Origin of the sequence: Carboxylicivirga agarovorans (genome assembly GCF_050589845.1) — a bacterium.
GTDB lineage: Bacteria > Bacteroidota > Bacteroidia > Bacteroidales > Marinilabiliaceae > Carboxylicivirga > Carboxylicivirga agarovorans.
The window spans coordinates 1-18,063 of sequence record NZ_JBNGPA010000050.1; the positions used below are offsets into that span (position 1 = coordinate 1).

16 protein-coding genes are annotated in these 18,063 nt (G+C 34.1%); all 16 read left to right on the forward strand.

Translation table 11 applies throughout. From position 1 onward, the window contains the following. The first annotated feature begins 1,531 nt into the window (after positions 1 to 1,531). Positions 1,532 to 2,500, forward strand: a complete 969-nt coding sequence (locus ACRD69_RS23885) for a Gfo/Idh/MocA family oxidoreductase (RefSeq protein ID WP_430817670.1) — start codon at positions 1,532 to 1,534, stop codon at positions 2,498 to 2,500. Between the two features lie 129 nt (positions 2,501 to 2,629). Continuing rightward, positions 2,630 to 3,505, forward strand: coding sequence for a glucose-1-phosphate thymidylyltransferase RfbA (gene rfbA, locus ACRD69_RS23890; protein ID WP_430817671.1), 876 nt, complete (start codon positions 2,630 to 2,632; stop codon positions 3,503 to 3,505). 187 nt (positions 3,506 to 3,692) lie between these two features. Continuing rightward, positions 3,693 to 4,244, forward strand: coding sequence for a dTDP-4-dehydrorhamnose 3,5-epimerase (rfbC, locus tag ACRD69_RS23895; RefSeq protein WP_430817672.1), 552 nt, complete (start codon positions 3,693 to 3,695; stop codon positions 4,242 to 4,244). 34 nt (positions 4,245 to 4,278) lie between these two features. Continuing rightward, positions 4,279 to 5,214: a glycosyltransferase family 2 protein gene (locus ACRD69_RS23900; RefSeq protein WP_430817673.1), complete on the forward strand. Its 936-nt coding sequence runs from the start codon at positions 4,279 to 4,281 to the stop codon at positions 5,212 to 5,214. Continuing rightward, positions 5,207 to 5,920 (forward strand): GNAT family N-acetyltransferase, encoded by a 714-nt coding sequence (locus ACRD69_RS23905; protein WP_430817674.1) that lies wholly within the window; start codon positions 5,207 to 5,209, stop codon positions 5,918 to 5,920. The genes ACRD69_RS23900 and ACRD69_RS23905 overlap by 8 nt, the downstream gene beginning before the upstream one ends. Beyond that, the gene (rffA, locus tag ACRD69_RS23910; protein ID WP_430817675.1) at positions 5,908 to 7,044 is read left to right on the forward strand and encodes a dTDP-4-amino-4,6-dideoxygalactose transaminase; all 1,137 of its coding nucleotides are present in this window, start codon (positions 5,908 to 5,910) and stop codon (positions 7,042 to 7,044) included. Before ACRD69_RS23905 ends, rffA begins: the two co-directional genes overlap by 13 nt. Positions 7,045 to 7,068: 24 nt before the next feature. Continuing rightward, on the forward strand, positions 7,069 to 8,541 hold the full coding sequence (locus tag ACRD69_RS23915; RefSeq protein WP_430817676.1) for a lipopolysaccharide biosynthesis protein: 1,473 nt from the start codon (positions 7,069 to 7,071) through the stop codon (positions 8,539 to 8,541). 34 nt (positions 8,542 to 8,575) lie between these two features. Beyond that, complete coding sequence (locus ACRD69_RS23920; RefSeq protein ID WP_430817677.1) at positions 8,576 to 9,655, forward strand: DegT/DnrJ/EryC1/StrS family aminotransferase; 1,080 nt, start codon at positions 8,576 to 8,578, stop codon at positions 9,653 to 9,655. A gap of 1 nt (position 9,656) precedes the next feature. Then, positions 9,657 to 10,205, forward strand: a complete 549-nt coding sequence (locus tag ACRD69_RS23925; protein ID WP_430817678.1) for an acyltransferase — start codon at positions 9,657 to 9,659, stop codon at positions 10,203 to 10,205. A 170-nt stretch (positions 10,206 to 10,375) separates the two neighbouring features. Then, on the forward strand, positions 10,376 to 11,965 hold the full coding sequence (locus ACRD69_RS23930) for a hypothetical protein (protein ID WP_430817679.1): 1,590 nt from the start codon (positions 10,376 to 10,378) through the stop codon (positions 11,963 to 11,965). Between the two features lie 180 nt (positions 11,966 to 12,145). Then, the gene (locus ACRD69_RS23935; RefSeq protein ID WP_430817680.1) at positions 12,146 to 13,126 is read left to right on the forward strand and encodes a glycosyltransferase family 2 protein; all 981 of its coding nucleotides are present in this window, start codon (positions 12,146 to 12,148) and stop codon (positions 13,124 to 13,126) included. Beyond that, positions 13,110 to 14,093 (forward strand): UDP-N-acetylglucosamine 4,6-dehydratase family protein, encoded by a 984-nt coding sequence (locus ACRD69_RS23940; protein WP_430817681.1) that lies wholly within the window; start codon positions 13,110 to 13,112, stop codon positions 14,091 to 14,093. Before ACRD69_RS23935 ends, ACRD69_RS23940 begins: the two co-directional genes overlap by 17 nt. Positions 14,094 to 14,102: 9 nt before the next feature. Then, complete coding sequence (locus ACRD69_RS23945; RefSeq protein ID WP_430817682.1) at positions 14,103 to 14,924, forward strand: NAD-dependent epimerase/dehydratase family protein; 822 nt, start codon at positions 14,103 to 14,105, stop codon at positions 14,922 to 14,924. Next, the gene (locus ACRD69_RS23950) at positions 14,917 to 15,852 is read left to right on the forward strand and encodes a glycosyltransferase family 2 protein (RefSeq protein WP_430817683.1); all 936 of its coding nucleotides are present in this window, start codon (positions 14,917 to 14,919) and stop codon (positions 15,850 to 15,852) included. The genes ACRD69_RS23945 and ACRD69_RS23950 overlap by 8 nt, the downstream gene beginning before the upstream one ends. Position 15,853: 1 nt before the next feature. After that, positions 15,854 to 16,768, forward strand: coding sequence for a glycosyltransferase family 2 protein (locus tag ACRD69_RS23955; protein ID WP_430817684.1), 915 nt, complete (start codon positions 15,854 to 15,856; stop codon positions 16,766 to 16,768). Positions 16,769 to 16,973: 205 nt separating this feature from the next. Further along, positions 16,974 to 18,053, forward strand: coding sequence for a glycosyltransferase family 4 protein (locus tag ACRD69_RS23960; protein WP_430817685.1), 1,080 nt, complete (start codon positions 16,974 to 16,976; stop codon positions 18,051 to 18,053). Positions 18,054 to 18,063: the final 10 nt, after the last annotated feature.

Sequence of the window (18,063 nt, forward strand, 5' to 3'; positions counted from 1 at the left end):
TATCTGTGATAGATTCTTCCTAATTACACGGTAAAGTTAACGCAGCAGATGGAGCTTTTATCCAAAGAAAATATTCTTTTTTATCTTCTTCTCTTTTTCAAGTACAAACTAACGATTACACGGATTACACGAATTATACCTCCGGAATATTTTACCAAGCTGTAAATAACGGGCTGAAGGCCCACATCATCATAACCTGGGGTAAAGCGCAGCGACACCCCAGGACTAGTTATCCCCATCGACCCGCTGCAACCGTGAATATGTTAATGCAGGAATTAGTTTGCAGCGGAATAGGTAGTTGTATAGTTAAGGGATACGATGTTTATTGGCAGCTTCAAATGATTCATCCACAAATTTGCACAAATTGTATTCCTGCGGAATGGATTTACAGCTTGTAATAAAATAACCTCGGAATAATTAAGATCGGAATAATTATTTCAGCAAAACCGGGAATCATTTCACCAATACACATCACTTACACGGATTATTCCTCCGGAATAGTTTACCAAGCTGTAAATAACGGACTGAAGGCCCACATCATCATAACCTGGGGGAAAGCGTAGCGACGCCCCAGGACCAGTCATCCCCATCATCCCGCTGCAACCCCGAATTTGTTAATGCGGGAATTTGTTTGCAGCGGAACAGGTACTTATTTGTGAAGGGCTATCCTATCAAAAGCGATGTTAACAACTCACGCCGTCGCGGATCGTGCCTTTAAAATACGCTAATTATACATCCCTAAACCTGTTATCAAATAATTATGAACTTATAGAAAAAATCCAATTAACACCCTCTCCCATCTCTATAATACTTAAGCTATTCCACAATTATCAGCATCTCCATTGCTTTAATAGCCCTGCAAGCCCTGCGCCTGTTAACTTTTTTTATTAAATTCGCATGTATTTTTATAAAGAGGTTTTGGACAAAAATTCGTTTTCGAAAAAGATTACACCCCCTAATAAATCATACCGTTATCCTGGTTATACCGGCAATGGGCTGACGACCAGCCTTAAGGATTTATACAGGTTAGTATTGCATTGTATCTCCCAATTTGCGTCATATTTTACACCAACAGCATTGCAGACAGATCGTTATGGCAATAGCAAGAGTATCAGGTGCTGTGTTGTGACTGTAAATACCAATAAAAATCACCGTTTTTAGGGTAACCTATCCCCTTTTTCGGTGTATACATGCATTAGATATCGCCAATATCTCACAAATACACCCAGACTGGATTTAAGTTGATGATTATCAACCTCTTTATCCCTGTTTATCGGAATTAACGCACTCACACTTTGTGACTGAGGAGGCGAAGCTATGGGTATTACAGAGGTGATATTTCTCGCAAAGTCGCAAAGGTTTTGCGCTAAGAACGCTAATGATCAGTTTTAGATCACTTCGATTAAAGACAAAAGAAAACATGACTAATAATCAAAACACTTTCAGTCAGTTTCTTAATTTGCGATAATTCGCACCCATTAGAATAATTCGCATATAATTAGATCAATTCGCAAATATTAGAATAATATAAATGAAGAATTTTGCATTAGTTGGAGCAGCTGGATACATAGCTCCAAGACATATGAAAGCCATTAAAGAAACCGACAATAAGCTGGTTGCAGCCTACGATCCTTATGATGGTGTGGGTATTATGGATAGTTTCTTTCCCAATGCAGATTTCTTTGTGGAGTTTGAGCGTTTCGACCGCCATATTGAGAAGCTAAAACGTAACAATACCCCCCTGGATTTTGTATCGGTGTGTTCACCCAATTACCTGCACGATTCACACATACGCTTTGGCCTTCGCCGCGACGCTGATGTGATATGTGAAAAACCAATCGTTTTAAACCCCTGGAATATTGATGCCCTGGAGGATGTGGAAAAAGAATCAAAGGGTAATATCTATACCATCTTACAACTGCGCCACCACCCCAGCATTATGGCGCTTAAAAAGAAAGTGGAGGAAGGTGATCCTGATAAGATTTACGATATAGACCTCTCCTACCTTACCTCGCGTGGCCACTGGTATTATACCTCCTGGAAAGGTGATGTAAGCAAATCGGGTGGTATCGCTACCAATATAGGGGTGCATTTTTACGATATGCTGACCTGGGTCTTTGGACCGCTTAAAAGCAATATGGTACATATCCATACCCACGATCGCGCCGCCGGATACCTGGAACTTGAGAAAGCTCGTGTGCGCTGGTTCCTGTCCATTAACTACGACACCATACCTGAGACTATTAAAGCCAAAGGCATGCGCACCTATCGCTCCATAACCATCGACGGTGAGGAGATCGAATTCAGCGGTGGCTTTACCGATCTGCATACGGTCAGTTACCAGCATATATTGCAAGGCACCGGCTATCGTATTGGAGATACGCGCCAGGCCATTGAAATTGTACACGATATCCGCAATAAAGAGGTTATTGGTCTGGTTGGCGATTATCACCCACTGGCAAAAGGTGAGTTGGCAAAACATCCGTTTGAGAGGGAATAGAGATAAGACCCCGATAGCAATCTGGGGAGTTGTGAGAAGTGAGAGGTGAGATTGGACCACTTCGTTTATAGATAAAGACGTAAGAACTAAGATAAAAGAGATACACCAATTTAATAATTCGCACATAACATGAAAGGAATCATATTAGCCGGTGGATCGGGCACGCGCCTCCACCCCATCACCTTAGCGACATCCAAGCAGCTACTGCCTGTTTTTGATAAGCCAATGATTTACTATCCGTTGTCGGTATTGATGTTGGCTGGCATACGCGATATATTGATTATCACCACTCCTGAAGACCAGGCTGGTTTTAAACGCCTGCTTGGTGATGGTGCACAATGGGGTATCCGCCTCGATTATGTGGTTCAGCCTTCTCCCGATGGACTGGCACAGGCCTTTATTTTGGGAGAAGAATTCATTGGCGATGATGATGTGTGCCTCGTATTGGGTGATAATATTTTCTATGGTCACGGGTTTACTGACTTATTAAAGAATGCTGTGACAACGGTAAAAGAGCAAAACAAGGCTGCGGTGTTTGGCTATTGGGTCAAAGACCCGGAACGTTACGGGGTATGTACTTTTGACGACGAAGGTAATGTTACAAGCATTGAAGAAAAGCCTGAACAACCCAAATCTAATTATGCGGTAGTTGGTCTCTATTTCTACCCCAATGATGTGATTCAGGTGGCTAAAACCATAAAACCAAGTCACAGGGGTGAACTGGAAATTACTACCGTTAATCAGCAATACCTGGAAGAAGATCGATTAAAAGTGGAGCTGATGGGCCGAGGATTTGCCTGGCTAGATACAGGTACGCATGAATCCTTGTTGGAGGCCAGCCATTTTGTTGAAACACTGGAAAAACGAATAGGATTAAAAGTAGCTTGTCCTGAAGAAATTGCCTACAATCAAAAGTGGATATCCAAAGAAGCCCTGATACAACAAGGTGAACAATTAAGTAAGAACCAATATGGGCAGTATTTATTAGCCTTGGCAGAGCGATAAAAACAGAAGCTTTTTTGGGAAGCGCTATCGCACGACTCCGATCGTGTGGGCGACGTTTTTAAGTAAAAGTAAAGATGAGATATAAGTCTTGAGAAAGTTTCACGCTAATTACGCAAAAACCAACAAAAGAAGTTAGTTTCAATTAGTGCCCTTTGTGGGCAAAATAATTTACGAGTTGAAATAATACATGGAGTTTATACAAACTGAAATAGAAGGGTTAACCATAATTAAACCTCAAATATTTGGTGATAATCGCGGTTATTTCCTCGAAGCTTATAATCATGATAAGTTTAAACAGCACATTGGCGATGTGAATTTTATTCAGGTAAACGAATCAAAATCATCCTATGGTGTATTACGTGGTTTGCACTTTCAAAGACCGCCATATACACAAGCAAAACTGGTACGATGCATTGAAGGTAAGGTATTGGATGTGGCAGTTGATTTGCGAAAAGACTCACCAACTTACGGACAGCACCAAAGCTTTGAATTATCAGGTGACAATAAGTACCAATTATTTGTACCGAAGGGCTTTGCTCATGGTTTTATTGTATTAAGTGAAACGGCTATTTTTAGTTATATGGTGGATAACCAATATGCACCTGATTACGATAGTGGTATTGCCTGGAATGATAAAGACATAGAGATTGACTGGAAATTATCTTATGAAGAAATTGTATTGTCTGAAAAAGATAAAGTTTTAAAGTCTTTAAAAGAAACTAAAATACCAAAGTTTTAAAGATCGAAAAGATAATCAAATAACTACCACTAAGATGATAAAGCTATCTGTTGTAGTGCCGCTATACAAGTGTGCTCCTTTTATCCTGGAGATGACCGAACGATTAGTAGAATCATTGTCTTCAATTAGCAAAGACTTTGAAATAATCTATGTCAATGATAATAGTCCATTACATGATTGGGTTTTAGTAGAAGAGGCATCTAATAAAGATAAGCGAATTAAAGGCATCAACCTGTCTCGTAACTTTGGCCAACATTATGCCATTACAGCAGGTTTGGAACACGCAAGTGGGAATTGGATTGTGGTGATGGATGGCGACTTGCAAGATCAACCGGAAGAAATCATTAATCTATATAATAAGGCTATAAAGGGCTATGATATTGTTTATGCTAAACGAAAAGACAGGAAAGATTCTTTTTTTAAAAGAATGGGTTCTAAACTGTTTTATAAAATGTTAGCATACCTAACAGATACAGAGCAGAATGCTGAAATAGCTAATTTTGGTATTTATTCCAAAAAAGTAATTGAGGCTATACTTAATATGCAGGATTACACCCGTTACTTCCCCACTATGGTCAAATGGGTTGGTTTTACATCTGCCGAACTAATAGTTTCCCATAGTGAAAGAGAAGAAGGGAAAAGTGGTTACACTTTAAAAGGATTATTAAAGTTGGCTCTTGATACAATCTTATCTTTCTCTGATAAACCCTTACGATTAACCGTTAAATTGGGTATAATTATTTCATGTCTGGCATTTATCTTTGCACTATTTATATTATATCGCAGTTTAACGCATCAAATTAGTGTGAGTGGTTATAGTAGTTTAATCATCTCTATTTGGTTCTTATCTGGTATTATTATTACCATTTTAGGTATAGTTGGTTTGTACATTGGACGGATGTTTGATCAGGTAAAGAATCGACCAACTTACATTGTTAAAGACAGTTTAAACCTGGGTAATAATGATTGAAATTCAGCACTTAGGTTGGGATAGTGATTTCTTTAACTTCAAGATCGGAAAGGTCGATATTGATGCTCTTTCTAAAGAGGAAATTGCAAAGGTTAAAGAAGAGCAATACAAACAAAACTATGACCTTTTGTACCTGATGACCATTGACAAGAGAAGAGCATCCAATTTAGAAGATGCAATAACCGGTGTAGTGTTAATGGATGAAAAAGTTACCTTTTCAAAGAAAATTAATAAGGAAACTGTTTACGTAAATAATAGGAACATTTCAGAATACAAAGGATGTGCATGTTCGGAACTATTAGAGTTAGTTTATCTAAGTGGTCATGAAAGTCGCTTTAAAAAGGATGCAGAACTAGCACCATATTTTGAAAAGATGTACAAAACCTGGATTGATAATTCCATCAGCGGACAATTAGCTGATACAGTCCTCGTGCATGGTAACAATCAAAATATCAATGGATTTGTAAGTCTTAAGAAAGAAGAACTTACTGGTAATATTGGTTTAATTGCAACAGCAAAAAAACAACATGGTAAAGGTATAGGCAGGCAGTTAATGCATGCCGCCGAAAATTGGTACATGAGGAATAAAATTACCAAGGCCACCGTTGTAACTCAGCTATCGAATACACACGCATGTTCTTTTTATAAAAAGAATGGATACTCAATTAAAGAAATACAATATATCTACCACCTATGGAACAAATGATACCATTTAACAAACCTTATATTACAGGCAAGGAAGCTCATTATCTATATAAAGCCGTTGAATCAGGTCATTTAAGTGGTAATGGTCAATTTACAAAAAGATGTCAGGCTTATTTTGAAGAGCGGTGGGGCTTCAAAAAAACATTACTGACAACAAGTTGCACCGATGCCCTTGAGATGTGTGCCATGTTAATCAATATCCAACCCGGAGATGAAGTCATTGTTCCATCATATACTTTTGTAAGTACTGCTTTGGCTTTTGCCCGACAAGGTGCTCATATTGTGTTTGCAGATAGTCGAACTGACCATCCTGGCATTGATGAGAGTATACTGGAGGCATTAATAACAACTAAAACTAAAGCCATTGTACCTGTTCATTATGCGGGAATTGCATGTGATATGGATAAAATAATGGATATTGCCGATCGACATAATCTTTTTGTTATTGAAGACGCTGCTCAGGCAATTGATAGTTACTATAGGGATAAACCATTGGGTAGTATTGGACACTTGGGAACATTTTCATTTCATGAAACCAAGAATATCCAATGTGGCGAAGGAGGATTACTTGCTATTAATGATGAACGTTTTGTTCAACGGGCCGAAATTATATGGGAAAAAGGAACAAACAGGGCGGAATTCTTTAGGGGTGAGATCAATAAATACGGATGGGTAGATACTGGTAGCAGTTTTTTGCCTAGTGAACTTAATGCGTCATTTTTATTTGCTCAACTAGAGGAATTGGATAACATCCAAAATAGAAGAAAAGAAATCTGGCAAAACTATTATGATGGTCTTAAAGAGTGGGCAAGAAAAAATAAGGTTGAATTACCAGTTGTACCAGACCATGCCACCAACAATGGACATATGTTTTATATGATATGTCCATCAAACAAATTTCGAACACTATTAATTGATTATCTTAAAAAGCAGAATATAAATCCTGTATTTCACTATCTAAGCCTACATAAAAGTGATTATTATACTCATAAATACAAAGGAAACGTCCTTATAAATTCTGATATGTATTCTGAAACCCTAGTTAGACTGCCTTTCTATTATGATTTACATAGACAGGAAGCAATTATTGATGATATAAAAAGTTTTAGCATTACATCGTTTTAAGTTTAATTAATACACTTCTAATAATTGACTTCACTAAAAAAACAAAGTACTAAAGCTCTTGTATGGGACTTTACCGGCAAAATAGCTGGTCAATCGGTTGGCTTTATTATATCTATCTTTTTAGCGCGACTTTTAGTGCCTGAAGATTTCGGATTATTAGCAATGGTCAACGTAGTAATTGCTTTAGCAGCTACCTTAATTGATATGGGCTTAGGGACTGCTCTTATTCAACGTAAAGAATTATCAGATGCACATTACGGTTCCGTATTTTTTTTCAACATAGGAGTTGGCATATTATTAACAATTGTACTTTTTATTGCCGCACCACTTGTGGGGTATTTTTATAAAAATGCAGATCTTACATCAATATCCAGAGCTATGTCATTTGTATTTATCTTAAGCTCTATTGGAAATGTGATTCGAATTAAATTAAGAAAAGAGCTTGAATATGAAATACCGACTAAAGGTGCTTTAATCGGTGCAGCAATAAGTGGTACTGTTGGAATTGTTATGGCCTTTAAAGGTTTTGGAGTTTGGAGCTTGGTAATACAAAGCCTGCTTAATCCTATTATTGCTAATACCTATTTATTTTACAGAGTACGGTGGCGGCCGAAACTAATCTTTAGCTGGATTGCCATTAAAGAGCTTTGGGGCTTTGGTTTTAGGATGTTTATATCAGGTATACTTGATACTATATTTGTAAATATAGACTCATTAATCATCGGAAAGCTTTTTAATGCGGCAACGCTTGGTTATTATTTTAGGGCCCGCTCGTTAAATAATTATGTAGTTAATTACTCTTCAGGCAGTTTAATGAGTGTTTTATATCCTACTTTAAGTAAAGTTCAGGATGATAAGAGGAAGTTTAAAAGTGTGGTATATAAAGGTTACCATTTGATTAATCTTTTAGCATTTTTTTTAACAGGACTATTTTTTGTTATTGGTGATCACTTGATTCTATTTCTTTTTGGAGAAAAATGGCTTGACTCGATCCCTCTTTTTCGATTAATCATTTTAACTGCGTATGGATTTCCATTGAGTACAATGTTAGTTAATATTCTATCCGCCAATGGGAATTCAAAAGCATTTCTTCGTTTAGAAATATTCAAAAAGATTGTTTTTGGTGCTGCTCTCTGTTTTGGTTTCATATGGGGTATTCAAGGTTACTTGATCGCAAATATTGTTGCCTGGTTAATCGCAATTTGGTTGAATATTATATTTGCTAGTAAAGAAATGAAAATCGGACAATGGTGGTTCTTTAAGATATCAGGATTATATTTTTTTTTAGCTTTATCGTTGGCCTTAAGCATAAAACACTTTTTAAGTAATATCGATATTCATCATTTAGTTGGTATAGTTGTAGGTGCAATAATATACTCCTTTATTTTTATTCTAATTATTGGCATAAGCAAAATTGAGGGAGGTATACTTATTTGGGATGAACTAAAAAAACTTGATATAAAAAGGAAAATAAATAAATGTCTAGAGAAAAGTTAAGGCTATTATGCCATGATCTTTAATAAAAAGTAATATGATACAGGTAACCTCCCCATTTCTTCCTCCAAAAGAAGAATATCTAAAATACATTGATAAGATTTACCACAAAAAATGGCTGACCAACATGGGGCCATTATCAAGTGAGTTAGAACTTAAGTTAAAAGACTACCTGGGCGTAGAACATTTACTTTTTTTAAACAACGGTACTTTAGCCTTGCAAATTTCAATTAAGGCCTTAAAACTAGAAGGGGAAATAATTACAACGCCTTTTTCCTTTATTGCCACAACAACTTCTATAATGTGGGAAAATTGTCAACCTGTTTTCGCAGATATTGATCCTGAAACATTAAATATTAATCCAGAAAAAATAGAAGAAGCCATTACTTCAAAAACGACAGGTATTTTGGCAACACATGTATTCGGAAATCCATGCGATATTTCGGCTATTGAAAAAATTGCCCAAAAACATAACTTAAAAGTTATTTATGATGCAGCCCATTGCTTTGGAGTAAATTATAAAGAGAAATCCGTTTTAGAATATGGAGATATAAGTACAGTTAGTTTCCATGCTACCAAATTATTTCATACTGTTGAAGGCGGTGCTGTGATATCAAAATCACCTGAACTTATTTATCGCTTATCTAAGCTTCGTAACTTTGGTTTTAAAACATCTGAATCCTTCGATGGAATTGGCATCAATGGTAAAAATTCTGAGTTTCATGCTGCTATGGGACTTTGTAATTTGAAATATGCAGATGAAATAATTGCCAAACGTAAAGTGCAGTGTGGTATTTACAAAAGACTACTGTCCAATAAGGGTGTTGCTTTTCAAAAAATAAATGATGCCTCTGATTACAATTACTCTTACTTCCCTGTAATATTTGAGAGTGAAGAAATTCTATTAAAAGTAAAAAAAGAACTGGAAAACAACTGGATATATGCAAGAAGGTACTTTTTTCCCTCCCTTTCTGATTTAGAATATATAGTTAAACAAGGTACACCCGTATCAGACAATATATCCAAGAGAATTCTTTGCCTGCCTCTTTATCATGAACTGGAAAAGGAGGAAATTGAATTGATTTGCAGAATTATCATTAGATACATAAAATACTAATATGGCTTTTTTATCTGAAAGAGAACTCAAGAATCTGGGATTAAAATCATATGGAAATAATGTTTTAATCTCTGATAAAGCATCAATATATAGTCCAGAACTGATTAGTATTGGTTCTAATGTGCGTATTGATGACTTTTGCATTTTATCGGGTAATATTCATTTAGGAAATTATATTCATATTGCAGCATATTCTGCTATGTATGGCAAATTTGGTATTGTAATGGAAGATTATACTGGTCTATCTCCAAGATGTACAGTTTTTAGTGCTACAGATGATTTTTCTGGTGACTATTTAATTAGTCCAATGGTGCCAGATGAGTTTACTAACGTTCATGGAGGCCTCGTAACTATCAGGCAATTTTCACAAATTGGTGCTAATTCAGTTATTTTACCTGACTTAACAATTAACGAAGGAGTAGCAGTAGGCGCTATGAGTTTAGTGAAAAAAAATCTGGAGGAATGGGGCATTTATGCTGGTTGCCCTGTTAAAAAAATATGTAGTCGATCAAAAAAAGTTTTAGGTCTCTTTAAAAAGATAAAAAATTAAGAAAAAGTGGGACATTATACAGATTATAAACGCCACACTATATATGCCGCTTTACTATATAGAAAAGCAGATTGATTGGTTCTATAGCCTTTGATTGAAATGTTCTGAAGTATATGAAAAATATAACTTAAAACATATTCGCTTTCATCCTTAAATGTAAATAACTAAAGATGTATACTAAGCTTATTTGTAAAATCCAAGAACATTCCTTATATCTTCAAAATACTTTATATTTTATTTATACAATCATACTTGTTATTTTCTTTGTATATACACTTAATAAGGGTATGTTTTGGGGGGATGAAGCTTGGCATCAGTTACACCTACTTGATAATATAGAAAGTGCATCAGTTTCACAGTGGTATAAGGTATTTGGTTTTCTAAATTTTAACGACATTGTTCTTAATAGGCACCTGATATTCTTTTTAAATATTACCTCTTCAATCATTTTTGTCTTTGGTTGTGGTCAATTTATAGGTAATAAGAAAAAAATAGATCTGATACTAATAGGAGTTTTAACCGCTATTATTTTTAAATTACCATTACAGGTGTCTCCTTGTTGGGATTATTACAACATAATACTCACAAATATTATTGGTGGTCTAACATTCTTTTCGTTATCATCAACAAAAAAATCATATCAGAATACAATTTGGACGTTTATTGGCTTTTTGCTTCTAACTATTCCATTTATAAAAATCACATCATCTCCTTTAATATTTATTGTAACTGGCATAATATACTATAAGCATAAGAATGACAAGAGCAATTATAGATCAATATTTTATATCACGCTAGGCGCTATTACATTTGTAACCATATTATTTGCAATACATCCGTTTTCATATTTTATTAATCAATTAAAAGTCTCTAGTTTATTTATTAAATATGATACAAATCATGGAGTTGGAGAAATTATAAAATGGTGCATATCAACAATTAAATACTTCTTCTTTGAAATTTTTCCTTTATCCATACTTCTATGGATTTCATTTAAATATTACAAAAAGTATTTGTACCTGTATTGGATCACAGCAGCTGTAATATTTGCTCAGTTTGCTTTTAATATTCTAGAAGCGCCAAGTTCTTTTTTTCCAATTAAAGTTATTTATATCATTGCAGGAGCATTGATTATAGACCGATTATATTTAAAAGATTTCAAAACTTCTATTATTATTGCATTTGCAATGTCCATTCCAATTCTCTTAACTATTGGAACCGATCATTCTTTTGCAAGTATTGCTTCTGTTTTTAGTTCACCACTTATTGCAGTTGTATTAATTATCCAAAAGAATAAAAGATACTTCCATTTCAACTTCTTAACACATCAAGTATTTGTCACGGTAATTTTTATATTATTTTATTACAATTTTAATAAGAATAATCTTGCTGGCTATAATTTTGCAGAACAAACTGTAATTGCAAATAATAGTTGTGGTAAATATTTATATATTGATTTAAAGAAATACCAAAAACTACGAGAGTTAGAGAATATTATTCCGCAAGGTAATCACGTAATTGTAAGTAATCCAAACCTATGGGGATACGTTTATTTACAAAATTTAAAACCACTAATTTTATTTTTTAGATATAATCAAGAAGCCATAAATGAATATTTATCAATTAAAAAAAATACAATTAACAGTTTTTATTTAATCTCAGAAAAAGGAGAATTTTCTAATGAGATGCGATATGAAATAGATTCATTTGATATCAAGAGAATAGAGACTGAACATTTTATAGTATATTACTATTATTAAGCAAGGCTATTTCTATTGTAAAAATGAATTAACCTTTTATAATATTTAATAAATCATAGTAAGTGTATCCAGAAAAAAATGTGTAATAAAATTAATTTTATTCATATACTAATTGTCATAAATATCATAATGCCAATGTTATGATATTAATTCATTTAACTCTATATTAAGATAACTCAAATGTATATTAATAAATTAGTTAGCATAGTACTCCTTTGTTACAAAAATGCAGAGTTTATTGACGAAGCTATTGAGAGTATTCTAAATCAAACCTATCAAAATTTCGAAGTAATTATAGCTGATGATGCTTCAAATGATGGAAGCGAAGAAATAATATCTAAATGGGTAAAAAAAGACAATCGGATTATTCCCCTGATACAACCCGTAAATATAGGAATGTCAGGAAATCAAAATGCAGGGTTTAATAAAGTACGAGGAGAATTTATCGTTCCCATGTCTGGTGATGATATATTGTTACCCAATAAATTGGAAAAGCAAGTTATATACCTTCAAGAGCATCCTGAGTGTGGTTTGGTATTATCAAAAACCCAGGCTTTTGATAGTGATACCAAGGAAATTTTATGGGAGATGACTCCTTGTCAGAGTCCTGAAGAATGGTTTTTTAGAACGGATTGGTTTTTTGCATTTCCTCAATGGTATGGATCACATAACAATACTACAACAATGGGACGATCATCCTATTATTTACAGTGTAGATATGATACAAGACTAAAATATAAAGGTGAAGTTTTACATGCTATGGAAAATTATGCCAAATCACCTAATGTAAAATGGCATGGCATGAACGAGGTACTATCTAAATACCGGATACATAATCAGTCTGCTACACATACTAATTCTCTAACAGACTTGATTAATGAGGAATCATGGATAATTCATGGTATCATAAATGTTCGATACCCACAATTGCATAGAAAAGCAAAAAACTCTTTGCAATTTCGGTTGTTTAATCAGTATATTTTTGATCATAAGCAAAAAAACTCTTTAAATTGTCTTTACCGGGAGCTTGGAATATATAAGTTCATCTACGCCCTTTTGATAAAAGGTTTAACACGACTAAATCTTAGAGGTATTATTTCTAAACCAGCCAGATATTTAAGAACTAAACAACTATACAAGAAGTATGAACATATCAGATAAAACCATCCTTATAACCGGAGGTACAGGCTCATTTGGTAATCGTGTTGCCAACTATTTAGAAAAGCAAAATCCCAAAAATATAATTATTTATAGCAGGGATGAAAAGAAACAATACGAAATGCAAAAGGCTCATCCTGACTATAGATATATCATAGGTGATGTAAGAGATGACATACGTATTAACCAGGCAATGAAGGGTGTTGATTACGTCTTTCATGCAGCAGCTCTTAAACATGTTCCTGCCTGTGAGAATTACCCCTTTGAAGCCGTAAAAACAAATATATTAGGCCCTGAAAATGTATGTCGGGCTGCCATTGCTAATAATGTTGAAGCGGTTGTTGCCTTGAGTACAGACAAAGCCGTAAAACCGGTCAATGCAATGGGCATTTCCAAATCAATGATGGAGAAAATTGTTGGTTCTCAAAATCAATATAATATAGATACGCGCTTCGCATGCGTACGCTATGGCAATGTAATGGGATCGCGAGGCTCCGTTATACCTTTATTTAAGAAATTGATTCAGGAAGGTAAACCGTTAACATTAACAGTCCCTGAAATGACTCGTTTTATGATGACCCTGGACGAAAGCGTTGAATTGGTATTACATGCTTTGACTAATGCCAAAGGTGGAGAAGTATTTGTTAAAAAGGCACCTGCTGCAACTGTTGAATTTTTAGCAGAGACCATGCTAAAGAAATACGGCGATGGTGATTTGTCAAGAATAGAGGTGGTTGGTATTCGACCAGGAGAAAAGATGGATGAAGTTTTGGTTAACGAGTATGAAATTCGACGCGCTAAAGAAGAAGAAAAATTCTTCACCGTCTATCCGGAATACAAATCCTTTGATATAAATGAAACCTATCCATTGGGTTATGAATATCATTCTGCCAATACACATCGCATAAAGGACTATCAGGAGTTATCCAACTTATTGGATCGAATGGGCGATACAGAATTTTACACCTAATTTTTTCAAATGAAGAATAAAAGAGAAATTATTATTCTAGGCCATAAGGGAATGCTTGGGCAAATGGCAGTCAGCCACTTTACCCAGCAAGGATATAGGGTAATTACCATTAAAAATCGATTTGAACCTGAAACTAGACTGGCATTTTTTGAAGAGCTAAAACAATATCCTTATGCCATTGTGATTAACGCTATAGGAAAAATAAAGCAAAAAACAGAGGATACCTCTCCCCTGCTTTGGTCCAATGCAATTTTACCACTTGAATTGTCCAGGTCTTTATTACCAACACAGACATTAATACATGCCAGTACAGACTGCTTATTTAGTGGTGATACAAATCAACCATATAAGAAGGATGCGAACCAGGATGCCATCGATGATTATGGATGGAGTAAACAGTTAGGTGAGCAGGTTCTCTTAAACAGATCAAATACCTTAATTGCAAGGGTTTCAATTATAGGTACAGATAATGCTGCAAATCCTAAGGGCTTACTAGGTTGGTTTTTGTCTCAGCCTGGACAGGCCAAGCTAAAAGGATACTCTAATCACCTTTGGAATGGTATTACGACTTTAGAATGGTGTAAACAAGTCGAAAAGCTATGGCAAAATATAAATAGCAAAACACCATGTAAACTTGTCCAATTAGGCACAAAAGAATTTTATACAAAATTAGAGTTATTAAAGCTGTTTCAAGTTGTTTTTGAAACCAGCTATATCATTGAACCATTTCAAGCTCAAAAGGCCATAGATAGACGATTAGAGCCACAATTATTCTGCCCCAAATTAATACTTCAACTTAAAGAACTAAAGGAAATAACTAAACATGCCTGATTGCACAGTTATCATTTTAACCTATAAGGGTAAACATCATTTAGAACATTTATTGCCTACAGTAAAAGATGCCATAGAAGTTACTTCTGAATATGACATTGACGTTTTAATAGTTGATAATGGTCGGGATGAAGCAACTAAAAATTTTGTAATAAAAAATTACCCTAGCTATCAATACATATTCTCTCCTGTCAATGATTATCTTTTTTCATTAAACTCATACATAAAAAGGATAAAATCCGAATTTGTATTAATCCTTAATGATGATTTAAAGTTAACAAGTAGTGTTTTTAAAGAATCTATACCTCTACTTAAGCAGGACGATCAACTTTTTGCTGTTACAGCAAAAATATATAACTGGGATGGAGTTGGGGTGCAAAATGGAGTCAGGCAACTTAAATTAAAAAAAGGGTGGGTAGAAAGTTTCTGGATATTTGAAGACATTAGTGATGTTCGGTATACATTTTATGCTTCTGGTGGTGCTGGTTTATTTAGAGTTAAGTATTTTAATGATCTAAATGGATTTGATGATATATTCCGACCTGCTTATATTGAAGAGGTCGATTTAAGTCATAGGGCATGGCACAGAGGTTGGAGAACTATATATAATCCAAAGTTTAAGGTTTTTCATCGTGATGCAGGTACGATTAGTACACAGTTTAAGTCCTCTGAAGTTGCTCAAATGTTTTATAGAAACTTCTTCTTATGGCAATTTAAATCTATGAATTCTGGAGTTTTTTGGATTCAATTTTTAATAAAACTTCCATTTAGATATATCTATTGGTTATTAAAAAGTAAGAATCTCGCTATTGGATTTAACAAAGCTTTAGGTTCATTACATCTAATTAATAAGAACAAAAAGAGAGTGAAAACAATTTCAGATTGTGAGATAATCAATTACATTAACACACCATACAAAACAAAATAATTTGAAAGTTCTTACGATAGTAGTAACATATAACGGTCAAAAATGGATTGATAAATGCTTTGAAAGTCTTCTAAAGTCAAAAGTTAAAACAGACATTTTTGTTATTGATAACAAGTCTTCTGACCGAACAGTTCAGTTGATTAAAGAAAGTTTTCCTTCAGTATCGATTATTGAATCGAATAAAAACCTTGGATTTGGAAAAGCAAATAATTTAGGACTGAAAAAAGCTATAACAGAAGATTATGACTATGTTTTTTTACTCAATCAAGATGCATGGATAGAAGAAAATACAATAATTAGTTTAATAGAAATTCATAAAAGAAATATTGAATACGGTATTTTGGCTCCATTACAACTTAATGGGGACAATTCTATTGTTGATGCAATGTTTTATGAATATTCCGTAGTTCCATGTAGACAATTGGTAACGGACTTACTTATAAATAATAAAAAATCGAAAGAAATCTACGATACCGTTTTTTTAAATGCAGCATGTTGGCTTTTGCCAATGAAAACGATAAAAGCAGTTGGTGGCTTTGATCCTATGTTTCCGCATTACGGTGAAGATAATGACTATACTTCAAGAGTTAAATTAAATAATTTAAAAATAGGACTTTGTCCTGATATTGTTGTATCACATGATCGAGAGCATAGAAAAAAGTCAATTAATTTCAAAAAAGATACAAACTATGCATATATAACTTATTTAGGTCTACTTAAAAATCATGAAATGCCTTTATATGGAAAATCCTATTATTTAAAGTTATTGTTACTTAACTATTTAAATTCACTTTTTGGCAATAACAAATACCACTATAAGGTACAAACCAAAGCGCTTTCAATATTACTAAAGAATTATAATCAGGCTATTAGTCATCGAGAGAAAGAAAAATCCCTAATACCAATGTACCTATAATAAGCGATTACTCAACCATATTCTTCCGAATGCAAATTCAAATGATTTAGCAAATATTATGCGATGAAGACATTGAGAATAGTAATAATATTGATATTCATAAGAAAATGATTCAAGGATTTGATTTCACATATCAATATAACGATATATCAATAATAGTCTTGACATAATAAATCAATAACTCGAAAAATCTACTAGGTTAGTTATGCACATTATAGCAATTGAATATGAACCCTCGACCAAAAGAGGTGGTCAGGAAAGAAGTTACTATGATATACTTGTTGGTCTTAAGAAAAAAGGACATTCAATAACATTGGCATATGTAAAGAATGGTGATTTAATTGATAAATACAAAGAACACGGAATAGCTGTTATTCAAATACCATCGATTAATATATTTAATAAGCTTAGTCTTAGAGAGTGGATTAATTTCTTAAACTCACTTTTCCTAATTAAAAATGTAAAAGGAGCTACTATTTACATCAATCAGATAATGGATCTCCCATTGGCTGCAGTATTGAAGAAAATAAAAGGTGCAAAAAAATTAGTTTGTCATTTACGCCTACCTCCTTTGTCGGGTAATCTTTCAAAAAAAAGAAACCAAATAAGCTTGTTACTTCCTTGTGTTGATCAATTTGTTGTGGCTAATAAAAATATGTTTGAAGCGCATACGCAAATGGGTATTCCAAAAGATAAAACTTTGATTATTCCTAACGGGTTTTCCTTTGATTTTTCATTCCCTCAAAAAGAAATAGCACATAAAAAGTTAAAGCTAGTATATCTTGGACGTATGGACAAAGGTAAAGGAATATTGGAATTAATTGAGTCCATGCCTCTTATTATAAGAAAATGGCCAAATACAACTTTGTCAATTGCAGGCAGCCCAATGAATAGGGACCAAGAATGTTATCAAGTAAATTGTGAAGAGGCAGTTAAAAAACTATCGTTAGATAATTCCGTCAGATTTGTCGGTCATCAAGAAAATCCTATTGACTTTCTGAGGAATTATGATATTACTATTTTTCCAAGTACTTGGGATGAACCGTTTGGAAGAGTACTTGTTGAAAGTATTTTAGCAGGTGTTCCTGTTATTGGTCGTGCCATCGGTGCTGTAGCTGAAATATTGAATGACTCTAAACAACAATGGGTTTTTAAAAATAACCATGAGCTGTGTGAAATAATTAACCGAATCCACAATTATCCTTTTGAACAAGTCAGCAAATTTCAAAGAAATAATTATTCGATTTCAAATGTTACGAATAATATAGAGAAACTTTTATCCTAATCTATTGATT

Bases quoted from the DNA above. Each gene is read 5' to 3' on its own strand.
- ACRD69_RS23885 (WP_430817670.1), top strand. From the start codon at position 1,532: ATGAAGAATTTTGCATTAGTTGGAGCAGCTGGATACATAGCTCCAAGA.
- rfbA (WP_430817671.1), top strand. From the start codon at position 2,630: ATGAAAGGAATCATATTAGCCGGTGGATCGGGCACGCGCCTCCACCCC.
- rfbC (WP_430817672.1), top strand. From the start codon at position 3,693: ATGGAGTTTATACAAACTGAAATAGAAGGGTTAACCATAATTAAACCT.
- ACRD69_RS23900 (WP_430817673.1), top strand. From the start codon at position 4,279: ATGATAAAGCTATCTGTTGTAGTGCCGCTATACAAGTGTGCTCCTTTT.
- ACRD69_RS23905 (WP_430817674.1), top strand. From the start codon at position 5,207: ATGATTGAAATTCAGCACTTAGGTTGGGATAGTGATTTCTTTAACTTC.
- rffA (WP_430817675.1), top strand. From the start codon at position 5,908: ATGGAACAAATGATACCATTTAACAAACCTTATATTACAGGCAAGGAA.
- ACRD69_RS23920 (WP_430817677.1), top strand. From the start codon at position 8,576: ATGATACAGGTAACCTCCCCATTTCTTCCTCCAAAAGAAGAATATCTA.
- ACRD69_RS23925 (WP_430817678.1), top strand. From the start codon at position 9,657: ATGGCTTTTTTATCTGAAAGAGAACTCAAGAATCTGGGATTAAAATCA.
- ACRD69_RS23930 (WP_430817679.1), top strand. From the start codon at position 10,376: ATGTATACTAAGCTTATTTGTAAAATCCAAGAACATTCCTTATATCTT.
- ACRD69_RS23935 (WP_430817680.1), top strand. From the start codon at position 12,146: ATGTATATTAATAAATTAGTTAGCATAGTACTCCTTTGTTACAAAAAT.
- ACRD69_RS23940 (WP_430817681.1), top strand. From the start codon at position 13,110: ATGAACATATCAGATAAAACCATCCTTATAACCGGAGGTACAGGCTCA.
- ACRD69_RS23945 (WP_430817682.1), top strand. From the start codon at position 14,103: ATGAAGAATAAAAGAGAAATTATTATTCTAGGCCATAAGGGAATGCTT.
- ACRD69_RS23950 (WP_430817683.1), top strand. From the start codon at position 14,917: ATGCCTGATTGCACAGTTATCATTTTAACCTATAAGGGTAAACATCAT.
- ACRD69_RS23960 (WP_430817685.1), top strand. From the start codon at position 16,974: ATGCACATTATAGCAATTGAATATGAACCCTCGACCAAAAGAGGTGGT.